21 protein-coding genes and 1 tRNA gene are annotated in these 21,855 nt (G+C 54.0%); 13 read left to right on the top strand and 9 right to left on the bottom strand.

All coding sequences use genetic code 11. The features are described from left to right. Positions 1 to 2: 2 nt before the first annotated feature. Positions 3 to 75 (bottom strand) — tRNA-Gly (locus ACESQ2_RS21605). A gap of 286 nt (positions 76 to 361) precedes the next feature. Between ACESQ2_RS21605 and ACESQ2_RS21600 the strand changes: the two genes are divergently transcribed. Next, positions 362 to 1,093, top strand: a complete 732-nt coding sequence (locus ACESQ2_RS21600; protein WP_025107636.1) for an arginine ABC transporter substrate-binding protein — start codon at positions 362 to 364, stop codon at positions 1,091 to 1,093. A gap of 40 nt (positions 1,094 to 1,133) precedes the next feature. Here the strand turns inward: ACESQ2_RS21600 and orn are convergent, their stop codons facing one another. Further along, complete coding sequence (orn, locus tag ACESQ2_RS21595; RefSeq protein WP_004097954.1) at positions 1,134 to 1,679, bottom strand: oligoribonuclease; 546 nt, start codon at positions 1,677 to 1,679, stop codon at positions 1,134 to 1,136. A gap of 94 nt (positions 1,680 to 1,773) precedes the next feature. On the opposite strand from orn, the gene rsgA reads away from it, so the two are divergent. The 3 genes from rsgA (at position 1,774) to mscM (ending at position 7,240) form a co-directional block, all read left to right on the top strand. Next, complete coding sequence (gene rsgA / locus ACESQ2_RS21590) at positions 1,774 to 2,835, top strand: small ribosomal subunit biogenesis GTPase RsgA (protein ID WP_004097952.1); 1,062 nt, start codon at positions 1,774 to 1,776, stop codon at positions 2,833 to 2,835. Positions 2,836 to 2,929: 94 nt separating this feature from the next. Next, complete coding sequence (gene asd / locus ACESQ2_RS21585) at positions 2,930 to 3,892, top strand: archaetidylserine decarboxylase (protein ID WP_025107637.1); 963 nt, start codon at positions 2,930 to 2,932, stop codon at positions 3,890 to 3,892. Between the two features lie 21 nt (positions 3,893 to 3,913). Continuing rightward, the gene (mscM, locus tag ACESQ2_RS21580; RefSeq protein WP_046876849.1) at positions 3,914 to 7,240 is read left to right on the top strand and encodes a miniconductance mechanosensitive channel MscM; all 3,327 of its coding nucleotides are present in this window, start codon (positions 3,914 to 3,916) and stop codon (positions 7,238 to 7,240) included. Between the two features lie 36 nt (positions 7,241 to 7,276). Here mscM and yjeM read toward each other — a convergent pair whose 3' ends face one another. Further along, positions 7,277 to 8,779: a glutamate/gamma-aminobutyrate family transporter YjeM gene (gene yjeM, locus ACESQ2_RS21575; RefSeq protein WP_224260354.1), complete on the bottom strand. Its 1,503-nt coding sequence runs from the start codon at positions 8,777 to 8,779 to the stop codon at positions 7,277 to 7,279. 151 nt (positions 8,780 to 8,930) lie between these two features. Continuing rightward, positions 8,931 to 9,908: an elongation factor P--(R)-beta-lysine ligase gene (gene epmA / locus ACESQ2_RS21570; RefSeq protein WP_004097943.1), complete on the bottom strand. Its 978-nt coding sequence runs from the start codon at positions 9,906 to 9,908 to the stop codon at positions 8,931 to 8,933. 275 nt (positions 9,909 to 10,183) lie between these two features. Between epmA and frdA the strand changes: the two genes are divergently transcribed. The 5 genes from frdA (at position 10,184) to ACESQ2_RS21545 (ending at position 14,148) form a co-directional block, all read left to right on the top strand. Further along, complete coding sequence (gene frdA / locus ACESQ2_RS21565; RefSeq protein ID WP_025107641.1) at positions 10,184 to 11,974, top strand: fumarate reductase (quinol) flavoprotein subunit; 1,791 nt, start codon at positions 10,184 to 10,186, stop codon at positions 11,972 to 11,974. After that, on the top strand, positions 11,967 to 12,701 hold the full coding sequence (locus tag ACESQ2_RS21560) for a succinate dehydrogenase/fumarate reductase iron-sulfur subunit (RefSeq protein WP_004097940.1): 735 nt from the start codon (positions 11,967 to 11,969) through the stop codon (positions 12,699 to 12,701). Before frdA ends, ACESQ2_RS21560 begins: the two co-directional genes overlap by 8 nt. A 10-nt stretch (positions 12,702 to 12,711) precedes the next feature. Beyond that, a complete protein-coding gene (frdC, locus tag ACESQ2_RS21555; RefSeq protein WP_004117355.1) occupies positions 12,712 to 13,107 on the top strand; it encodes a fumarate reductase subunit FrdC in 396 nt (131 codons plus the stop codon). Between the two features lie 10 nt (positions 13,108 to 13,117). Then, positions 13,118 to 13,477: a fumarate reductase subunit FrdD gene (frdD, locus tag ACESQ2_RS21550; protein ID WP_049071907.1), complete on the top strand. Its 360-nt coding sequence runs from the start codon at positions 13,118 to 13,120 to the stop codon at positions 13,475 to 13,477. Positions 13,478 to 13,617: 140 nt separating this feature from the next. Beyond that, positions 13,618 to 14,148 (top strand): lipocalin family protein, encoded by a 531-nt coding sequence (locus ACESQ2_RS21545; protein WP_345911684.1) that lies wholly within the window; start codon positions 13,618 to 13,620, stop codon positions 14,146 to 14,148. On the opposite strand, the gene sugE is transcribed toward ACESQ2_RS21545, so the two are convergent. The 4 genes from sugE to efp form a co-directional block, all read right to left on the bottom strand. After that, positions 14,145 to 14,462, bottom strand: a complete 318-nt coding sequence (sugE, locus tag ACESQ2_RS21540) for a quaternary ammonium compound efflux SMR transporter SugE (RefSeq protein ID WP_014227609.1) — start codon at positions 14,460 to 14,462, stop codon at positions 14,145 to 14,147. The genes ACESQ2_RS21545 and sugE overlap by 4 nt on opposite strands. A 140-nt stretch (positions 14,463 to 14,602) precedes the next feature. Next, on the bottom strand, positions 14,603 to 14,749 hold the full coding sequence (gene ecnB / locus ACESQ2_RS21535; protein ID WP_004097935.1) for a lipoprotein toxin entericidin B: 147 nt from the start codon (positions 14,747 to 14,749) through the stop codon (positions 14,603 to 14,605). 162 nt (positions 14,750 to 14,911) lie between these two features. Further along, on the bottom strand, positions 14,912 to 15,043 hold the full coding sequence (locus ACESQ2_RS21530; RefSeq protein ID WP_025107643.1) for an entericidin A/B family lipoprotein: 132 nt from the start codon (positions 15,041 to 15,043) through the stop codon (positions 14,912 to 14,914). Positions 15,044 to 15,112: 69 nt separating this feature from the next. Next, on the bottom strand, positions 15,113 to 15,679 hold the full coding sequence (gene efp / locus ACESQ2_RS21525) for an elongation factor P (protein ID WP_004097931.1): 567 nt from the start codon (positions 15,677 to 15,679) through the stop codon (positions 15,113 to 15,115). A gap of 42 nt (positions 15,680 to 15,721) precedes the next feature. Between efp and epmB the strand changes: the two genes are divergently transcribed. Continuing rightward, entirely contained in the window at positions 15,722 to 16,750 is a 1,029-nt protein-coding gene (gene epmB, locus ACESQ2_RS21520; protein ID WP_032695144.1) for an EF-P beta-lysylation protein EpmB, read from the top strand. A 161-nt stretch (positions 16,751 to 16,911) separates the two neighbouring features. Here epmB and ACESQ2_RS21515 read toward each other — a convergent pair whose 3' ends face one another. After that, positions 16,912 to 17,478 carry a winged helix-turn-helix domain-containing protein gene (locus ACESQ2_RS21515; RefSeq protein WP_046876847.1) on the bottom strand — a complete coding sequence of 189 codons (567 nt, stop codon included), beginning with the start codon at positions 17,476 to 17,478 and terminating at the stop codon, positions 16,912 to 16,914. Between the two features lie 481 nt (positions 17,479 to 17,959). On the opposite strand from ACESQ2_RS21515, the gene ACESQ2_RS21510 reads away from it, so the two are divergent. From ACESQ2_RS21510 to ACESQ2_RS21500, 3 genes are read left to right on the top strand one after another with little or no spacing between them, the layout of a single operon-like run. Next, the gene (locus tag ACESQ2_RS21510) at positions 17,960 to 18,520 is read left to right on the top strand and encodes a fimbrial protein (RefSeq protein ID WP_046876846.1); all 561 of its coding nucleotides are present in this window, start codon (positions 17,960 to 17,962) and stop codon (positions 18,518 to 18,520) included. 57 nt (positions 18,521 to 18,577) lie between these two features. Beyond that, a complete protein-coding gene (locus tag ACESQ2_RS21505; protein WP_049071897.1) occupies positions 18,578 to 19,270 on the top strand; it encodes a molecular chaperone in 693 nt (230 codons plus the stop codon). 28 nt (positions 19,271 to 19,298) lie between these two features. Continuing rightward, positions 19,299 to 21,854 carry a fimbria/pilus outer membrane usher protein gene (locus tag ACESQ2_RS21500; RefSeq protein WP_077259586.1) on the top strand — a complete coding sequence of 852 codons (2,556 nt, stop codon included), beginning with the start codon at positions 19,299 to 19,301 and terminating at the stop codon, positions 21,852 to 21,854. The last annotated feature ends 1 nt before the right edge of the window (position 21,855 follow it).

Raw genomic sequence — 21,855 nt, 5'->3', positions numbered from 1 at the left:
GGAGCGGGAAACGAGACTCGAACTCGCGACCCCGACCTTGGCAAGGTCGTGCTCTACCAACTGAGCTATTCCCGCATACTTCTGGCCATATTTCTATGGCGTCGTGATTTGCATTTCTGCTTCGTCACGGGAGGCGCATTATACGAGAATTCGATTTACCTGCAACCCCCCTGAGCGCAATTTTTTTCGTTTTTGGTTTAAGTGACCACTTTATCACCACACACCGGCCTGAATTGTCTAAATAACCAGCAAATGCGGCAAAATCACTTTTTCCGGGCCCGCTAAAGGCGCAAAATCGCTCAAGTTTATAGGCGGATATCGCCCGCTGACGGTCAACAACGATGACAACCAGGGAAATAAAATGAAAAAAGCGCTTACCGTCCTGCTGCTGGCCACGCTTGCCACAGGAACAGCATCGGCAACAACGCTACATTTTGGGACAACGACGGCCAATCCGCCGTATGAAACCGTCAATGGTAAAAATCAGCCCACGGGTTTTGATATCGACCTGGCCAACGCGCTGTGCAGGCAGATGCAGGTCGAATGCAAATTCACTCCCCAGGGGTTCGATACCCTCATCCCGGCGCTGCGCTTTAAGAAATTCGACGCCGTGATTGCCGGTATCGAAGTGATTCCGATGCGAGAAAAGCAGGTTGCGTTCAGCCATCCCTATCGTCAGGCGCTGTCCGGCGTAGTTGTCACCGCGAAAGACGCCGCCCACACCTTTGCCGATCTGAAGGATAAAAAAATCGGCGTCGTGAAAGGCACCCTTCATCAGCACTATCTGCGGGACAAACAAAAAGCCGTGCATGCGGTGCCTTACGACAGCGACGAAAGCGCCCTGAGCGCGCTGAAAGAAGGCGTGATTAGCGGCGTGATGGGCGATCAGGAGACGTTAACGAAATGGCTCCAGGATAACCCCGACTACGCCATGATGGACGAACGCGCCACGGATCCCGGCTACTACGGTAAGCAGTACGCCATTGCGGTACGTAAAGACGATCCGGAGCTGCTGAATAACATCAATGCCGCTCTGGATGTCGTAAAAGCCTCGCCGGAGTTCCAGGCCATGGAACAGAAGTGGTTTAAATAGTCGGGGGTATGACCGGGGCGTGTTGGCCCCGGCACGGGCGTTAAAGCTTAATAAAGTGTTCGCGATAGTAGGCCAGTTCCGCGACCGATTCGCGAATATCGTCCATCGCCTGATGGGTTCCTTGTTTCTTAAAGCCGTCGAGAATTTCCGGCTTCCAGCGACGAGCCAGCTCTTTCAGCGTGCTGACGTCCAGATAACGGTAGTGGAAATACGCTTCCAGCTCAGGCATATATTTAAACAAGAAGCGGCGATCCTGGCCGATGCTATTGCCGCAGATCGGCGACTTCCCCGCCGGTACCCACTTTTTGAGGAATTCGATAGTCGCCAGTTCGGCTTCACGATCGCCCTGAGTACTCGCCTTCACCCGCTCCACCAGCCCGCTGCCGGTATGGGTACGCACGTTCCACTCGTCCATCAGCGCCAGCTGCGCGTCTGACTGGTGCACCGCAATGGTCGGCCCTTCCGCCAGAATGTTCAGATTCGCGTCGGTCACCAGGGTGGCGATTTCGATGATGCGATCGCGCTCCGGATCCAGCCCCGTCATTTCAAGATCGATCCAAATCAGGTTGTTTTCATCTGCACTCATGTTATTTTCCACCCTTCTTACGTCACTATATTCATCTAAAATAGCGTGTATCATAGAGGTTTTGCCCGTACAGGGCGACCAGGAGCCAGTTCGATTGAGTAAAAATAAACTCTCCAAAGGCCAACAGCGCCGCGTGAAGGCCAACCACCAGCGCCGCCTGAAAACGACTTCGGAGAAGGCCGATTTTGATGACAACCTTTTCGGTGAGAAATCCGAAGGGACCGTCATTAGCCGCTTTGGCATGCATGCCGATGTCGAATCCGCCGACGGTAGCGTCCACCGTTGCAACATACGCCGCACTATCCGTTCGCTGGTCACCGGCGATCGCGTGGTCTGGCGGCCTGGCAAAAGCGAAGCTGACGGCGTCAACGTCAAGGGCATCGTCGAGGCCGTCCATGAACGGACCTCCGTACTGACGCGTCCGGATTTCTACGACGGCGTCAAACCCATCGCCGCCAATATCAATCAGATTGTCATTGTTTCCGCGATCTTGCCTGAGCTTTCTCCGAATATTATCGACCGCTACCTCGTGGCCTGCGAAACGCTGAACGTTGAGCCGCTGATCGTGCTCAATAAGATCGACCTGCTGGATCAGGCGAGCATGGACTTCGTCAACGAGCAAATGGACATCTATCGCCATATTGGTTACCGCGTACTGATGGTCTCCAGCCGCACGCAGGATGGCCTGAAGCCGCTTGAAGAGGCGCTCACCGATCGTATCAGTATCTTTGCCGGGCAGTCAGGGGTAGGCAAATCCAGCCTGCTGAACGCGCTGCTGGGCCTGCATGATGACCAAATCCTCACCAATGACGTTTCGGATGTCTCCGGACTGGGGCAGCACACCACCACGGCCGCGCGCCTGTACCACTTCCCGCACGGCGGCGATGTGATTGACTCGCCGGGCGTACGCGAGTTCGGCCTGTGGCATCTCGACGCGGAACAAATCACCCACGGCTTTGTCGAATTCCATGATTATTTAGGCCGCTGCAAATACCGCGACTGCAAACACGACAATGACCCGGGCTGCGCCATTCGCGAAGCGGTGGAGAAAGGCGAAATCGCCGAAAGCCGGTTTGAAAACTACCATCGCATTCTGGAAAGCATGGCGCAGGTACAGGTAAAAACGCGTAAAAGCTTTTCATCAACCGATGACTGACATTTAAGCTGAGCATCGTTAGAATCGTCCCCCTTTTTTCAGGCTCCGCTGCTCCGCGGGGCCAGGAACGACAAATAATGGCCTGGAGGCTACCTTGTTAAACGATCTTAAACTTTCACTGCAATACATTCTGCCTAAACTGTGGCTCACCCGCCTCGCAGGCTGGGGTGCACGCAAACGAGCAGGCTGGCTGACAAAACTGGTCATCGATCTGTTCGTGAAATATTACAAGGTCGATATGAAAGAGGCGCAAAAGCCTGACACCGCCAGCTACCGTACCTTTAACGACTTCTTCGTTCGCCCGCTGCGCGACGACGTCCGCCCGTTAAACACCGACCCGAACGTGCTGGTAATGCCCGCCGACGGCGTCATCAGCCAACTGGGCGCCATTGAAGACGACAAAATTTTGCAGGCTAAAGGCCATAACTACAGCCTGGAAGCGCTGCTGGCCGGTAACTACCAGATGGCTGACCTGTTCCGTAACGGCAGCTTCGTCACCACCTATCTTTCGCCGCGCGATTACCACCGCGTGCATATGCCGTGCAACGGTATTCTGCGCGAAATGATCTACGTGCCGGGGGATCTGTTTTCCGTAAACCATCTGACCGCTCAAAACGTGCCGAATCTTTTTGCCCGCAACGAGCGCGTCATCTGCCTGTTCGATACTGAGTTTGGCCCTATGGTGCAAATCCTCGTCGGCGCTACCATCGTCGGCAGCATCGAAACCGTGTGGTCCGGTACCGTCACGCCGCCGCGCGAAGGCATCATTAAGCGCTGGACCTGGCCTGCTGGCGATAGCGAAGGCTCCGTCGCCCTGCTGAAAGGCCAGGAGATGGGCCGCTTTAAGCTGGGCTCCACGGTGATTAACCTGTTTGCTCCGGGCCAGGTGAAGCTGGTTGAGCAGTTACAAAGCCTGTCGGTGACCAAAATAGGCCAGCCGCTGGCGATCGCGCCTGAAGCCGCGGCGCCGGTAGAGCCCGCGCCGCTGGCGGAAGAAGAAGTCCGCGCTGAACACGCAGCCAGCCCGCTGGTTGACGATAAACAAGACGAAGGTTAATTCCTGAAAAAAGGTTACGCCGTGCGCCTGATATACACTTTCCTGTTGGCCTGGTGCCTCAGTTTTGGGGCGTACGCAGCGACAGCCCCGGATGCTAAACAGATAGCCCAGGAGCTGGAACAGGCGAAGGCGGCAAAGCCCGCCCAGCCTGAAACCGTTGAAGTCCTGCAATCTGCCCTGAACGCCCTTGAGGAGCGAAATGCTTCCCTTGAACGCGCCCGTCAGTACCAGGACGTTATCGATAACTTCCCCAAACTGTCGCAAAACCTGCGCGCGCAGCTCAACAATCTCAGCGATGAGCCGCGCCAGGTCTCCACTACCCTCTCCTCCGATGCCCTGAACCAGGAGATTCTCCAGGTCAGCAGCCAGCTGCTGGAAGCCAGTCGTAAAGCTCAGCAGGAGCAGGATCGCGCCCGCGACATCGCCGACTCCCTCAACCAGCTGCCGCAGCAGCAGAGCGATGCCCGCCGCCAGCTGAATGAGGTTGAACGCCGGGTCGGCGCGCAAAGCAGCAATACCCCGCTGGCACAGGCGCAAAATCTTGGTCTGCAGGCGGAGTCCGCGCGGCTGAAAGCGCTGGTCGATGAGCTGGATCTGGCGCAGCTTTCCGCCAATAACCGCCAGGAACTTTCGCGGTTGCGCTCCGAGCTGGCGCAGAAAGAGAGCGAACAGCTCGACGCCTGGCTACAGGCGCTGAGAAATCAGCTCAATAACCAACGGCAGCGCGAGGCGGAAAAAGCGCTGGAAAGCACCGAACTGCTGGCGGAAAACAGCGAAAACCTGCCGCCGGATATCGTGGCGCAGTTTAAAGTTAACCGCGAGCTGTCGCAGGCGCTCAACCAGCAGGCGCAGCGGATGGATTTGATCGCCTCGCAGCAGCGCCAGGCGACCAATCAGACCCTCCAGGTGCGTCAGGCGTTAAACACCCTGCGCGAGCAGTCCCAGTGGCTGGGCTCTTCCAATCTGCTTGGTGAAGCCCTGCGCGCGCAGGTGGCTCGACTGCCGGAAATCCCGCGGCCGCAGCAGCTGGATACCGAAATGGCGCAGCTGCGCGTGCAGCGTTTACGCTATGAAGATCAGCTCGGCAAACAGCCGCAGCTAAGACAAATTCGTCAGGCCAACGGTGAACCGCTCACCGCGGAACAGAACCGTATTCTGCAGGCCCAGATGCGCACGCAGACCGAGCTGCTCAACTCCCTGCTGCGCGGCGGCGATACGCTTATGCTCGAACTGACCAAGCTGAAGGTCGCCAACGGTCAGCTAGAGGATGCGCTTAAAGAGATCAACGAAGCGACCCACCGCTATCTGTTCTGGACCTCGGACGTCAGCCCAATCGGCTTCTCATGGCCGCTGGAGATCGTTCAGGATCTCCGCCGCCTGATCTCGCTCGATACCATGAGCCAGCTCGGTAAGGCCAGCATGATGATGCTGACCAGCAAAGAGACCCTGCTGCCGCTCTTCGTCGCGCTCATTCTGGTGGGGTTCAGTATTAGCTCACGCCGCCATTTCACCAGCTTCCTTGAGCGCTCCAGCGCGCGCGTCGGTAAGGTTACGCAGGATCACTTCTGGCTCACCCTGCGCACGGTGTTCTGGTCCATACTGGTGGCCTCGCCGCTGCCGGTGCTGTGGATGACGCTGGGCTATGGCCTGCAGGCCGCCTGGCCTTTCCCGCTGGCCGTGGCGATTGGCGATAGCGTCACCGCCACGGTACCGCTGCTGTGGGTCGTGATGATTTGCGCCACGTTCGCCCGCCCTAACGGCCTGTTTATCGCCCACTTTGGCTGGCCGCGCAGCCGCGTCAGCAAAGCGATGCGCTACTACCTGATGAGCATCGGGCTGATCGTGCCGCTGATTATGGCGCTGATTACTTTCGATAACCTCAACGATCGCGAGTTCTCCGCCTCGCTGGGCCGCCTCTGCTTTATGCTGATTTGCGGCGCGCTGGCGATGGTGACCCTGAGCCTGAAACGCGCCGGCATTCCGCTGTATCTCGACAAAGAAGGCAGCGGCGACAATATGCTGAACCGGCTGCTGTGGAATATGCTGCTCGGCGCGCCGCTGATAGCGATGCTGGCGGCGGCGATCGGCTATCTCGCCACGTCGCAGGCGCTGCTCGCCAGGCTTGAAACCTCGGTCGCCATCTGGTTCCTGCTGCTGGTGGTTTATCACATCATACGCCGCTGGATGCTGATCCAGCGGCGCCGCCTGGCGTTCGATCGCGCGAAGCACCGTCGGGCGGAGATCCTCGCCCAGCGCGCCCGCGGCGAAGAGGAAGTCCAGCATACCAGCAGCCCGGAAGGTTCGATGGAAGCTGAGGTCAGCGAGGTCGATCTTGATGCCATCAGTACCCAGTCGTTGCGTCTGGTGCGCTCCCTGCTGATGCTGATCGCGCTGGTGTCGGTTATCGTGCTGTGGTCAGAAATCCACTCCGCGTTTGGCTTCCTGGAGAATATCTCGCTGTGGGACGTCACCTCCACGGTACAGGGCGTTGAGAGCCTGGAGCCGATTACCCTCGGCGCGGTGCTGATAGCCATCCTGGTGCTGATTATTACTACCCAGCTGGTGCGCAACCTACCCGCGCTGCTGGAGCTGGCCATCCTCCAGCATCTGGAACTGACGCCGGGCACCGGCTACGCCATCACCACCATCACTAAGTATCTGCTGATGCTGATCGGCGGTCTGGTCGGCTTCTCGATGATTGGGATTGAGTGGTCCAAGCTGCAGTGGCTTATTGCCGCGCTCGGTGTGGGTCTCGGTTTTGGCCTGCAGGAGATCTTCGCCAACTTTATCTCGGGCCTGATTATCCTGTTTGAGAAACCGATCCGCATTGGCGATACGGTCACCATTCGCGATCTCACCGGCAGCGTGACGCGAATTAATACCCGCGCCACCACCATCAGCGACTGGGACCGTAAAGAGATTATCGTACCGAACAAGGCGTTCATCACCGAACAGTTCATCAACTGGTCGCTGTCGGATTCCGTGACCCGCGTGGTGCTAACGGTGCCTGCTCCGGTAGATGCCGATACCGAAGAGGTGGCGCAGATCCTGTTAAATGCCGCGCACCGCTGTTCATTGGTTATCGATACCCCGGCGCCGGAAGCGTTCCTCGTTGATCTGCAGCAGGGGATCCAGATTTTCGAGCTGCGTATCTACGCCGCCGAAATGGGTCACCGGATGCCGCTGCGCCACGAGATGCACCAGCTGATTCTGGCCGGATTCCGCGAGCACGGTATCGATATGCCGTTCCCGCCGTTCCAGATGCGCCTGGAGAGCATCGATGGCAGAAAAAGCAGCAGGGCGCTGACCTCGGCAGGGAAAACCAGCCGCACGCCCGGCAGCCTGTAAGAACGGCCTTGCCTGAACGCAGGCAAGGCCAGCGTTTTAGCTCTCCTCGACCATCAGCTGCACCGCCGTACGCCGGCGGTAATTCTCATAGATCCCCAGCGCCAGCAGCGAAAAGAAAGCCGGTCCGCCGACCATCCACAGCGCGCTGCTCCAGTCACCCGCTTCCATCACCGGCTCAATCACGGTAAAGATATTGGCAAATGCCACCACCAGTACCACAACGGCGGTCGCCAGCAGCGTCGAGCCGCGGTGTTTAAAAATCACAAAGGGGCGATCGAGATCCTGCTTCGCCTTAAAAAAAGGAAATGCCAGCGTTAAAAACAGATACGGCAGCGTCATAGAGACATTCGCCATCAGCGTCAGTTTGTTATAAAACGCCGACGCGGTATCGCCCCCAAAGGAAACCAGCAGAATAAACACGCTCACCAGCAGGCACTGCCACCACATGGCGTTCGCCGGCATACCGTTAGCGTTAATTCGCGTCATTGCTGAAGGCCAGAGCGCTTTTGGCGTGCCCTGAATAATCGCCTTTAACGGCGAGTAGCTCAGGGTAAAGAAAGCGCCGGTATAAGCGAGGAACATGGCGAGTCCGGTGATTCTGGCAAACCATAATCCGCTCAGGGCGGCGACGGCGGGCGGCAGATGCATCGCATTAGCCAGGGTGGCGCCAAGGCGGGTCATCAGCACGTAGGTGATATTACCGAGGTTCGTGGAAGGGTTGCTCAATACCTGCTGCCAGTTGGCACTCACGCCCCACAGAACAATCGCCAGCGAATAGCCAACAGAAATGACGACCGCCGCGATAACAATACCTTTGGCAAAATTCTTTTCCGGCTGCTCGGTTTTATCCACCAGACCGCCAACCGCTTCGATTCCGCCGTAGGCAAAGATGGCAAAAACCACGAACGATAGCATCGCCAGACCGGACTGATAGCCTGGATTAGGCGAGGCCGTGAAATCCAATGGTTGGGCAAAATGGCCGCCGTTGAGCAGTAAAATCACCAGGTTCACCAGCAGCAGGACCAGGTTAAGGCCCATGACCGCGATCCCGCCGACGGCGGTAATTTTGGCGATTTTGTGCATGCCTTTTACCGCGACAAAGGTCACCAGCAGCATCCAGCACGCGGCAAGAATACCGACCGTTTGCGTGGAAGTCAGTCCGGCCAGCGCCCAGGATTGCGTTTTATCCGCGCCGAATAAGAATGTGGAAAACGGCACCCAAATTTTAGCCGCCGTGCTGACCATCCAGACCACATAGGATGAAAACCACATAAAGGCCCCCATAAACGCAAAGCGCGGGCCGACGCTATGATTCATCCATGAATAGATCCCGCCCTCCTCCTTACGATAGGCCGCCCCCATCTCCGCCATCATTAGCGCAAACGGGATAAAGAAAAACAGAGCGGAGAAGAGATAAAACGGCATCGCGCTGTAGCCCATCAGGTAGAACGCAGAGGGGCTGTTTGCAAAACCAAATACCGAGGTGAAGATCATTAATATCAGCCCAATCAGGCTCATCTTCTTTATTTGCTGGTGCATAAATCTATCCAAACGCGGTATCGCGGCAGAGGATGCCGGATAGCCAAAAAAAATGAGCGCGGATAGTAGCAAAAACCCAAACGGTTCTTGTGGGTATTAGGGCTAAAAGGCGGGCTTCCCTTCCATCATCGAAAGGGAAGCTGAGAGAGGATCAGGCGCGGTCGACGGTGAAAGAGAGAACCTCACCGATGCTTTCTGCCCCCAGGGCCAGCATCACGACGCGGTCAACGCCCAGCGCCACGCCGGAACAATCCGGCAGCCCGGCTTCGAGAGCGGCCAGCAGATGACGATCGATTGGCTGCTGCGGCAGGCCGCGAGCGGCGCGCTTGCGGTTATCCTGTTCAAAACGCTGCTGCTGTTCGCGCGCGTCGGTCAGCTCATGAAAACCGTTCGCCAGCTCAATGCCTTTGTAATAGACCTCAAAACGTTCCGCCACGCGGTGATCTTCGGTGCTGATTTGCGCCAGCGACGCCTGACTTGCCGGGAAGTGATAAATAAACGTCGGACGATCTTTACCGATGTGCGGCTCGACGCCCATGGTAAAAAGTAGCTGAAGCAGCGTATCCCGGTCCTCTTCCGTATCGGCAATATTGCTCAGATCCAGCTTCGCCGCCGCTTCGCGCAGCTGCGTTTTATCCGCCGACAGCGGATCGATTTCCAGATGACGCTGGAAGGCTTGCTGATAGGAGAGGCTTTCGGCTGGCTGGCAGTCGAGGACCTGCTGGAGCAGATCGTCCACTTCATTGATCAGCCGGTACATGTCATAGCACGGACGATACCACTCCAGCATGGTGAATTCCGGGTTATGGTGGCGCCCCATCTCTTCATTGCGGAAGCTACGGCACAGCTGAAAGACCGGGCCGCAGCCGGCCGCCAGCAGGCGCTTCATGTGATACTCCGGGCTGGTCATCAGGTACAGGTTCAGCCCCTGAGAATGACCAGGACCGACGAAACGCGTCTCAAACGGGACCATATGAATATCCGTCACCGTCGCCTGACTCATGCAGGGCGTCTCCACCTCCAGCACGCCGCGGTCGGTAAAGAAACGGCGAATTTCCGCCATGACCGCTGCACGTTTTAATAGATTTGGAATGGATGCGCTCGGCTGCCAGGTTGCCGTTTCGCTCATGGTACGTTCTCCGATTTGAAACAAGGGCACGAAGTCTACTCGTAACTGGCGGATGAAACAAATTTTGTGCGAATACGTAAACGCGTTACATACACTTAATTTATTGATAACCCAAAAACATAAAGCAATGAGATAAACAACCGCACAGAACGATAAAAAAATCGAACACGTCAATTTTCCCTCATAACCCTACGGCTATACTCCTTACCTATAAAGGAGCAGTGATACGTTTTCGCCAGCCCGGCGGCGAAATAAACAAAAACTGGAGGAATGTCGTGCAAACTTTTCAAGCCGATCTTGCCGTAATAGGCGCAGGCGGAGCAGGTCTTCGCGCCGCAATAGCCGCCGCGCAAGCTAATCCAAATGCAAAAATCGCTCTAATTTCAAAAGTCTATCCTATGCGCAGCCATACCGTTGCTGCTGAAGGGGGTTCCGCTGCCGTCGCGCAGGATCATGATAGCTTCGAGTACCATTTTCACGACACCGTTGCCGGCGGCGACTGGCTATGTGAGCAGGACGTCGTTGACTACTTCGTTCATCACTGCCCGACGGAAATGACCCAGCTCGAACAGTGGGGATGCCCGTGGAGCCGCCGCCCGGACGGCAGCGTCAACGTCCGGCGATTCGGCGGCATGAAGATCGAACGAACCTGGTTCGCTGCCGATAAAACCGGCTTTCATATGCTGCACACCCTGTTCCAGACCTCGCTTCAATTCCCGCAAATCCAACGCTTCGACGAACATTTTGTTCTGGATATTCTGGTCGATGATGGGCAGGCTCGCGGTCTGGTCGCGATGAATATGATGGAAGGTACGCTGGTGCAGATCCGCGCCAACGCGGTAGTTCTGGCTACCGGCGGCGCTGGACGCGTGTATCGCTACAATACCAACGGCGGTATCGTCACCGGCGACGGGATGGGTATGGCGCTCAGCCACGGCGTACCGCTGCGCGATATGGAGTTCGTGCAGTATCACCCCACCGGCCTGCCGGGCTCCGGTATTCTGATGACGGAAGGCTGCCGCGGCGAAGGCGGTATTCTGGTCAACAAGAACGGCTACCGCTACCTGCAGGATTACGGCATGGGTCCGGAAACCCCGCTGGGCGAACCGAAAAATAAATATATGGAGCTGGGTCCGCGCGATAAAGTCTCCCAGGCTTTCTGGCACGAATGGCGCAAGGGCAACACGATCCCTACGCCGCGAGGCGATGTGGTCTATCTCGATCTGCGCCATTTGGGTGAGAAAAAGCTGCTTGAACGTCTGCCGTTTATCTGTGAACTCTCGAAAGCCTACGTTGGCGTCGATCCGGTAAAAGAGCCGATTCCGGTGCGTCCAACCGCACACTACACCATGGGCGGGATCGAAACCGACCAGCAGTGTGAAACCCGTATCAAAGGGCTGTTTGCCGTTGGCGAGTGTTCTTCTGTGGGTCTGCACGGCGCCAACCGCCTTGGCTCCAACTCCCTGGCGGAGCTGGTGGTCTTTGGTCGTCTGGCCGGTGAGCAGGCCATGCAGCGCGCAACCGAAGCGGGCGAAGCCAATAGCGCCGCGCTGGACGCGCAGGTCGTCGATATCGAGAAGCGCCTGAAAGATCTGGTTAATCAGGAAGGTAACGAGAACTGGGCGAAGATTCGCGACGAAATGGGTCTGTCGATGGAAGAAGGCTGCGGCATCTACCGTACGCCGGAGCTCATGCAGAAAACGGTCGATAAGCTCGCCGAGCTGCAGGAGCGCTTCAAGCGCGTGCGGATCACCGACACGTCCAGCGTGTTCAATACCGACCTGCTGTACACCATCGAACTGGGTCATGGTCTGAACGTCGCCGAATGTATGGCGCATTCCGCCCTCGCGCGTAAAGAGTCCCGCGGCGCGCATCAGCGCCTGGATGAAGGCTGCACCGAGCGCGACGACGTCAACTTCCTCAAGCATACCCTCGCCTTCCGCGATGCCGATGGTCACACCAGTCTGGAGTACAGTGATGTGAAAATCACCACTCTGCCGCCGGCAAAACGCGTGTACGGTGCGGAAGCGGAAGCAGCCGAGAAGAAGGAGACGACGAATGGCTGAGATGAAAAACATGAAAGTCGAAGTGGTGCGCTACAACCCGGAAGTGGACATCGCACCGCACAGTGCTTTCTATGAAGTTCCCTATGATGAGCAAACCTCGCTGCTTGATGCGCTGGGCTATATCAAAGACAACCTCGCACCGGACCTCAGCTACCGCTGGTCCTGCCGCATGGCGATTTGCGGTTCCTGCGGCATGATGGTGAACAAGGTGCCAAAACTGGCCTGCAAAACCTTCCTGCGCGAATACACCAAAGGCATTAAAGTCGAGGCGCTGGCTAACTTCCCGATTGAGCGCGATCTGGTGGTCGATATGACCCACTTTATTGAAAGCCTGGAAGCGATTAAGCCGTACATCATTGGCAACCCGCGCACGCCCGATCAGGGGCCTAACACCCAGACCCCGGCGCAAATGGCCAAGTACCACCAGTTCTCCGGCTGCATTAACTGCGGCCTGTGCTACGCGGCCTGCCCGCAGTTTGGTCTTAATCCGGAGTTTATCGGCCCGGCGGCGATCACCCTCGCCCATCGCTATAACGAAGACAGCCGCGACCACGGTAAAAAGGAACGTATGGCGCAGCTTAACGGCCAGAATGGCGTCTGGACATGTACTTTCGTGGGCTACTGCTCCGAAGTCTGCCCGAAACACGTCGACCCGGCGGCCGCGATCCAGCAGGGCAAGGTAGAAAGCTCGAAAGACTTTCTTATCGCCACCCTGAAACCACGCTAAGGAGTGCAGTATGACGACTAAACGCAAACCCTACGTGCGGCCGATGCCGTCCACCTGGTGGAAAAAGCTGCCGTTTTATCGCTTCTATATGCTGCGTGAGGGAACAGCGGTACCCACGGTCTGGTTCAGCATCGTGCTGATTTACGGATTGTTCGCACTGAAGCACGGCGCGGAGAGCTGGGCCGGGTATATCGGTTTTCTGCAAAATCCGATTGTCGTGATCCTGAACCTGATCACGCTTGCAGCCGCGCTGCTGCATACTAAAACCTGGTTTGAGCTGGCACCGAAAGCTGCCAATATTATCCTTAAAGGCGAGAAAATGGGGCCAGAGCCGGTTATTAAGGGGCTTTGGATCGTCACTGCGGTCGTCACCGTGGTGATCCTGTTTGTCGCGCTGTTCTGGTAAGGAGGCTGGAATGATTAATTCCAAACCAAAACGTTCTGATGAACCGGTATTCTGGGGGCTGTTTGGCGCTGGCGGCATGTGGGGAGCGATTGTCGCCCCCGTCATCGTGCTGCTGGTGGGTATTATGCTGCCGCTCGGACTGGCGCCCGCGGACGCCTTCAGCTACGAACGCGTGCTGGCTTTCGCCCATAGCTTTATTGGCCGCGCATTCATTTTCCTGATGATTGTGCTGCCGCTATGGTGTGGACTTCACCGTATTCACCATGCGATGCATGATTTGAAAATTCACGTACCCAACGGTAAGTGGGTCTTCTACGGCCTTGCGGCGATTCTGACCGTCGTCACTCTGGTCGGCATATTGTTCATCTAAAGCGCTCGCCGGAGGCCGCTTTTACCTCCTCGGCTATAAGCCCGGTAGCATTATGTTACCGGGCTCGCTTCTCAAGAAAATTCTGCCGCATTTTTCCTGCCTGAATCTACACTTAGCTTAAAACTGGCAAGGAAAACATTATGCGTCTGCTACCCGTTATTGCGGTTGTTGCCGCTTCATTTCTGCTTGTAGCCTGCAGCGCGCCGACGCCACCTCCTGGCGTAACCGTGGTCAGTCCGTTCAACCCTCAACGCTATCTTGGCACCTGGTATGAGATTGCCCGCTTCGATCACCCTTTTGAGAGCGGTTTAGAAAAAGTTACCGCAACCTATAGCCTGCGCGACGATGGCGGGCTGGACGTGGTCAATAAGGGATACAACCCCGACCGGGGGATGTGGCAGAACACCGACGGCGTGGCTTACTTTACCGGGGAGCCCACGCGAGCCGCGCTGAAAGTGTCGTTTTTCGGCCCCTTCTATGGCGGCTATAACGTGATTGCGCTGGACAAGGATTATCGCTACGCGCTGGTTTGCGGACCTGATCGGGATTATCTCTGGCTACTGGCGCGCGCGCCGAAAATCCCGCCAGAAGTGAAGCAGCAGATGCTGGATATCGCTACCCGGCAGGGATTCGACGTTAGTAAACTGCTGTGGGTCAATCAGCAGTATTAATGCGCGCTCATTTTCAGGCCAATGATACCAATCACAATACACGCCAGGCTGGCAATGCGCATCGGGCTGGCGGATTCGCCTAGCAGGATAATCCCCGTCACGGCTGCGCCGACCGCGCCAATTCCGGTCCAAACGGCGTAAGCCGTCCCCACGGGTAGCGTTTTCATCGCCCATGACAGCAGCGCCATGCTGATGACCATGGCGGCAATCGTTATCACGCTTGGCACCAGGCGGCTAAACCCATGGGTATATTTCAGGCCGACAGCCCAGACGACTTCCAGCAGACCCGCGATAAACAGAATAAACCAGGACATATGGCTCCTTTGATGGGGCCGTCCCCAGATGTGAAACGCTTACAGGCCGTCCCGTAAGGTAGATGATATTCCACAGGAATTATACACGACGTGGCAAGGGTGAGGAAGAACGGTACGACCAACGGCCGTACCGCCATGGTCTATTGCTGAGCTTTGGTCGCGGCGCCCGAAATCGCGCTGCCGCCTTCTGAAATATCCTGACCTACACCGCGCGTGGTGTTACATGCGGTCAGTACAGAGGAAAGTGCCAAAACCGTAAAGAACGCTGCAATCGCTTTTTTTACCATAATGTCATCCTTATTAACCAGTTTTAGTTATCGTGCTCTATAAGCATAGACAAACTGGTCCAGGATGAGGGAAGCGAGACGATTTTTAAGAGAAAAAGAAGTGAAGAAAGTGAATCAGATAGAGCGTGAGTATATGAATAAGAATTGCCTGATGAAATAAGATTAGCTGACCGCGTGAGAAATAGCATGACCCAGGCTCTGGATATCCTCGCCCACGCCGCGAGCCGTATTGCACCCGGCAAGCAGAGAACCGCTCAGCAATAACAGTAGCAACAGTTTCAGTGTAGGGCTCATCTTCCTTGCCTGCGATGTCAACCTGTAGAGGCGCAGCATGGCGCTGCGCCAACTCTTTCGCCGCCTGAATTACTTCACGCGGGAGACGTATTCGCCAGAGCGAGTGTCGACTTTGATGACTTCGCCAATCTGTACGAACAGAGGAACTTTAACCACTGCGCCAGTGGACAGCGTTGCAGGCTTGCCGCCGGTACCCGCGGTATCGCCTTTCAGGCCTGGATCGGTTTCAACGATTTCCAGCTCAACAAAGTTTGGCGGGGTGACGGAAATAGGCTGACCGTTCCACAGGGTCACGATGCATTCAGCCTGATCCAGCAGCCACTTAGCGTTATCGCCAACGGCTTTAGCATCAGCGGCCAGCTGTTCAAAGGTAGAGTTGTTCATAAAGTGCCAGAACTCACCGTCGTTATACAGGTAAGTCAGGTTCATATCGACAACGTCCGCACCTTCAGCAGAATCGGTAGACTTGAAGGTTTTCTCAACGCGAGTACCGGTCAACAGGCGGCGCAGCTTAACGCGCGCGAAAGCCTGGCCTTTGCCGGGTTTAACGAATTCACTGGCTTCAACGGCATAAGGTTCGCCGTCCATCATGATTTTAAGACCGGCACGAAAATCGTTGCTATAGTAAGTCGCCATAAGGCCCTCTGAAATTTTGTTAATTGGTAGCTAAGCCACAAAATGGCGCATATTGTAACCCTAAATACCCCATCCAGAGAAGATTGGTTAACGCAACTTGCCGATGTTGTGACCAGTCCTGATGAACTGCTGCATCTTTTAAATGTAGACGCTGATGCGAATCTATTGGCAGGGCGTGATGCTAAACGCCTGTTCGCACTGCGTGTTCCGCGGGCTTTTATTGCCCGTATGGAGCCAGGTAATCCCAACGATCCTCTTCTACGTCAGGTACTTACCTCCCAGGAAGAGTTTATTAATGCCCCGGGATTCTCTACCGATCCGCTGGAAGAGCAGCATAGCGTTGTGCCCGGTCTGCTGCATAAATACAGCAACCGTGCGCTACTGCTGGTGAAAGGCGGCTGCGCGGTAAATTGTCGTTATTGCTTCCGTCGTCACTTCCCCTATGCTGAAAACCAGGGCAATAAGCGTAACTGGCAGCAGGCCCTGGAGTACATTTCGGCACATCCCCAGCTGGATGAGATCATTTTTTCCGGTGGCGATCCGCTTATGGCCAAGGATCATGAACTCGACTGGCTATTGACGCAGCTGGAATCTATTCCGCACATCAAGCGCCTGCGTATTCACAGCCGGCTGCCCATTGTGATTCCTGCGCGTATTACTGATACGCTGGTTGCACGTATTGCTGCATCATCGTTACAGGTACTGCTGGTGAACCACGTTAACCACGCCAACGAGATTGATGCGGCGTTTCGTGCGTCCATGAAAAAACTGCGTATGGCTGGCGTGACCTTATTGAATCAAAGCGTCCTGCTGCGCGGCGTAAATGATAACGCTAACACGCTTGCCGACCTGAGCAACGCGCTATTCGACGCCGGCGTCATGCCTTATTATCTGCACGTGTTAGACAAAGTGCAGGGAGCGGCGCATTTTATGGTCAGTGACGAAGAGGCCAGAGCGATCGTGCGCGAATTGCTGACGCTGGTGTCCGGCTATTTAGTACCAAAACTTGCGCGGGAAATCGGCGGGGAACCCAGCAAGACGCCCCTCGACTTGGGGTTAAAGCAGCAATAGTCAATCCGTCTGCCGGGCATGGCCAGGCAGACTGCCTATTTGCTATTACTCACTGGTATATAAATACTACTGCTTAATCATTTGCGTAAAACCAGTCGTTATCATTTCTGAAAGAAAGTAAAAGCAAATATAAAAGCAAGCTGTAAACCCATTCATTAAAGCTACAAGAAAAGAGAAAGAATGTTTGCTGCGGTCATAACCAATAGCAGGGGTAAAATCCACTTGGGTAATTTGAACTCTGTTGCTTTATTGTCATTGAAACTTTTTTGCGCATCTTCCTGAATGGCTAAATGATGAATCATATTGTTCTCAACCGGAGGCGAGGATGTGCTCGCGGTGATCTGCACATTTTCAGGGTTTTCTGGCTCTTTTTCGTCTGTTCGGAAGAATGACGCGATATTTGATCCTGCGGCGAGAACAAATCCCCGCTGTCTTACTGTGACAATAATATCTTGCGACAATCCTGCTTTCAGTAATGATTTTCTTAGTAAAGAAATGTTCTGATAGAACGTATTCTGCGAAACAACAATCCCTCTATTTTTCCACACTATATCCAGAAACTCCTCCCTGGATATAATCTTCCCGTTGCTTTCGAGTAAAAGTTGCAGGCAGCGGGCCGTAGGCACGTTGAGAGTCACGCTGTCCCCATTCTCTCCTACAGGCTGCAGCTCATTCATATTTACATTAAAAATAACTTCATTATTAATGATATATTCATTGAATATCATAATCCCAATCCTCTCTCACCACTCCATATGAAACAAAGATGAATTAAATTCAAATTCACCTTTAGCAAACACAACACATCCCTTTTAGCCTGCCAGATTAGATAATTTCAAGGATAAATTCCCGCTCCTCCCAGAGCAAAGATAATATTATCATGATATTTGAACCAAAGGGAAGACTGATTTACAACTATACGTTCCAGACATGTTCATTATTATCTACGAAATCTGCTTGTGAATTTGAAACATTCAATAAACAAGCTTTAAATTCAAGCAGAATTCACATGCATTTTATGTACCCTGCACTTAGATTTGTTACCGCTCCGGCACAATACGCGCTGTTTTGTACAATAGCGACAGCAGGAGAAAGATAACGATAGCGCTCAGGTATACATAGAGGAATGCTAGTTATTACATATCATACTAATTAACATCCTCGCCCGGCGCTATTCAGGACTTTAGTATCTATAAATGGATTAAATAAATGAAAAAAACAATTGTAGCTGTAATGGTCGCTGCTTCTGCGGTTTTGAGTGCCCAGGCTTTTGCGGCAGGGAACAGTTCCTCTCTGACTATTCTGGGTAACGTTACCGACACCGGCGAATCCTGTAACGTAACGCCTTCCGCGGTGATTTCAGGCGGTTCTTTAACGCTGGACGATGTAAAAGCATCCGTACTGGAGGCTCTGGCAGTCAACGCACCCTATATGTCTACCGCAAAAGATATTGAGTACAAAATTGAAGACTGCCAGAAAGGCGCTAAAGACTTCAGTGGCAATATCAACGTCACCGTAACAGGCGACTATATCAGCGGCCAGGATAACGTACTGACCAACACCGCGGCCAACCCGGCGACTAACGCTGCGGTTACCGTGGTTAATACCGATGGAACCCGCGTAAGCTTCACCGGTACTACGCCTAAGGTTATTGCATATACCGCAGGTACGCCTTCTTATCTGCGCTATAAAGCCGCATACGTTAAAACCGCAAATGGCGTTACCGATGGTGCAGTTAAGGGTGTAGCAACCTTTACTATTAGCTACTAATAAGCATGCCGGGGTTTACCTGAGGTAAACCCCATTCTTATATTCAGGGAATGAATTATGCTGAAGTCATTATTAAGGCTAACTACACTTTCTTTTATTACCATCAGCTTCGTAGCCCACAGCGGAGTCGTGGTGGATTCAACCCGTCATCTTTATAAAGAAGGCGCGCGAGAAATCAGCGCAAACATTGAAAATAAAGATGATACGCCTTATCTCATTAAATCCTGGGTAGAAGCACCTGAAGGAACGAAAGACAGCCTTTTTATGGTGACGCCTCCGCTTTTCCGTCTGGAGGGTAAACAAACGAATACGGTGCGTATTTTCCCTAATGCGTATATATCCAAAGCCCCGCAGGATCGTGAAACCGTTTACTTCTTTAACGTTATGTCTATCCCGCCAACCAGCGATAGTGAAGCCGATAAAAACAAGCTGCAGCTCGCCGTTCGCCACAGAATGCGCCTCATCTATCGCCCTCGCACCATTCAGGATATGAATATTACTACGGAGGCAAAAAATCTGCAGTGGCGTAAGTCCGGTAATAAAATAACGCTAAAAAACCCGACGCCGTTCTTCATTTATTTTAAATCAATAATAATAAACGGCAGGGATATTACCAGTACAGTTAATAATATTGATGCTTTTTCCAGCAAGGAATTCACGTTACCTGCAGGTGTTAATGGTTCAGAGATCGAGTGGAGAGTTTCTACCGATAATGGGGGTTCAGGTCCAGTTAACACCACATCGATTTAAATTTTTTTCATTGGCCAGGGTGAAAAGTATGTCTATTTCAATAAAAAAAATGGGCGGGGCGCTATCCGGAACCTACCACACATTTTTCGTTCTCGTTCCGGCGCTCGCTCTCGGTTTAAGCGCTAATGCCCTGGCACGGGATTTTTTTGATCCCGCTTTTATAAAGTCAGTAAATCAGGGCGATCCATCCTCAATACCGGACCTATCCCTTTACTCAACCCGGGATGCACAGGCGCCAGGGGTGTATCGCATTGACGTTATTTTAAATAACAGTCTGCAAGAAACGGCCGATATTCGCTTTATTGACAAAAAAGATCCGGCGACTGATGCCTTAAAACTCGCTCCATGCTTAAGCATTGCTAAATTAGCCAGCTATGGTTTACGTTCAGACGCATTTCCAACATTAAAAGAGGATGCTAACGGCTGTGCTGATACGAGCGTCATTCCGGATTTCACCACCGATTTTAACTTTAATACTCAACAGCTGCTGATATCCATACCGCAGGCAGCCCTGTCGACGATAGCTCAGGGATTTGTTTCTCCCGATGAGTTTGATGATGGTATTAACGCCTTGCTGACCAACTATCAGTTTAGTTCAGGCAAAGACTATGAAGCGGACAATGAGTATTACAATCTTAACCTACAATCCGGCCTGAACGTTGGGCCGTGGCGCCTGCGTAACCTCAGTACCTGGAATAAATCAGCAGGCACCAAGAGTGACTGGGATTCCGTCTATCTCTATGCGCAGCGAAGCATTGTGTCGTTGAAAAGCACCTTAGTCATGGGTGAGAGCACCTCTCTCTCCAGCATTTTTGACAGCGTGCCCTTCACGGGGATTCAGCTGGCAACCGATACGGACATGATTCCTGAAAGCCTGCGCGGCTTCGCGCCTGTTGTTCGTGGTATTGCCAAGACCAACGCTCGCATCGTCATTAAACAGAATGGCTATCAAATCTACCAGGCCTTTGTCGCTCCGGGCGCTTTCGAAATCACCGATCTCTACTCAACCGGCGGCAACGGTGACCTTTACGTCACCGTCGAGGAGTCCGACGGTTCCCGACAGAACTTCGTCGTGCCTTACGCCTCTCTGCCGTTAATGCTTAGAGAAGGCCAGATGGAGTATGAGATCACGAGCGGTAAATATCGCCCATATGACGGCAATATAGATGAAAAGCCGTTTACGCAGGCTACGATCGGCTACGGAGTCTTAAGCAACACCACTTTCTATACCGGTTTGCAGGCGGCATCCAACTATCAGGCGCTCGCTTTCGGGGCCGGGCAAAACCTTGGCGATATTGGCGCGGTTTCCGCAGACGTCACGACAGCCTGGTCTAGTAAGAAAGATGAAGATAAAACGTCCGGCCAATCCTGGCGTATCCGCTATGGTAAAAATATTCTTGAGACCGGCACCAATATTACCGTAGCCGGCTACCGCTATTCGACCTCCGGGTACAATACGCTAAGCGATGTGATGAACACCTATAGCAACAGATACGGCGGCTATACTCCACGCTCTTTGCGTAACAGAACCAATATTACCGTGAGCCAAAGCCTGGGAGCCGGGTTAGGTAGCCTTTCTGTATCCGGTATATTCGAGGATTACTGGGACAGCAAGCGCCACAATAACTCGCTGAACATTGGTTACAACGGCGGGTTCCGTCGCTTTAACTATTATGCTGGCTATAGCTATAGCCGCTACAGCTGGGGAAATAGTGGCGCCAGCCGTTATGTAGAGGATGACCATGTTGTTTCATTTAATATCTCCATACCTTTAAGCGAGTGGTTGCCTAATGCTTATGCGACCTACAACGTCACCAACAGCAGCCCGGGCTCGACCGATCAGTATGTTTCTCTGAGCGGGGTGGCGCTGGAAAATCATAACCTCGACTGGAACGTACAGCAGGGCTACAGCAATCGGGAGGATGCCAGCGGCGGCGTCTACGGCAACTATCGTGGTTCAACGGGTTCGGTTAACGCCGGCTACAGTTATGCCAAACATAGCCAGTTGATTAACTATGGTCTGAGCGGCGGCGTATTAATGCATGCCGACGGTATTACCTTAGGTCAGGAAATGTCTGAGACCGCCGTACTGGTTAAAGCGCCCGGGCTGAAAAATGTACGCCTGGAAAACGACGCGACTATCGAAACGGACTCCCGCGGCTACGCGATTATTCCGTACGTTACGCCATACCATCGGACCAACGTAACCTTAGATAGCACGACTCTGGGTAATAATATGGAATTGCCAAATACGACGCAAAAAGTGGTGCCTACCCGTGCGGCCGTGGTACGGGCGAACTTCGCGGGTAACATTGGCCGCCGCGCATTCCTTATCCTTAAGAGAGCATCAGGTGAAAACGTGCCGTATGGCGCAACGGTAACGTCAACCACCGATAAAAATGCCCAGGCCAGCATCGTGTCTGATGGCGGGATGGTCTACATGTCCGGTCTAAAAGATAACGGTGAAGTCTATGCCCAGTGGGGCTCAAAGACTGACCAGCGGTGTAAAGCGGCCTATAGTCTGGCTACGGAAATCGAAGGCATCGCGCAGACGACAGCGGTTTGCCACCAACAGGGAAAGTAAT

The sequence above is a fragment of the Klebsiella sp. Q11 genome (genome assembly GCF_964241505.1).
GTDB classification, from domain to species: domain Bacteria; phylum Pseudomonadota; class Gammaproteobacteria; order Enterobacterales; family Enterobacteriaceae; genus Klebsiella; species Klebsiella michiganensis.
The sequence above is the reverse complement of the archived record's forward strand: the minus strand, read 5'-3'. Positions and strand labels throughout refer to the sequence as shown.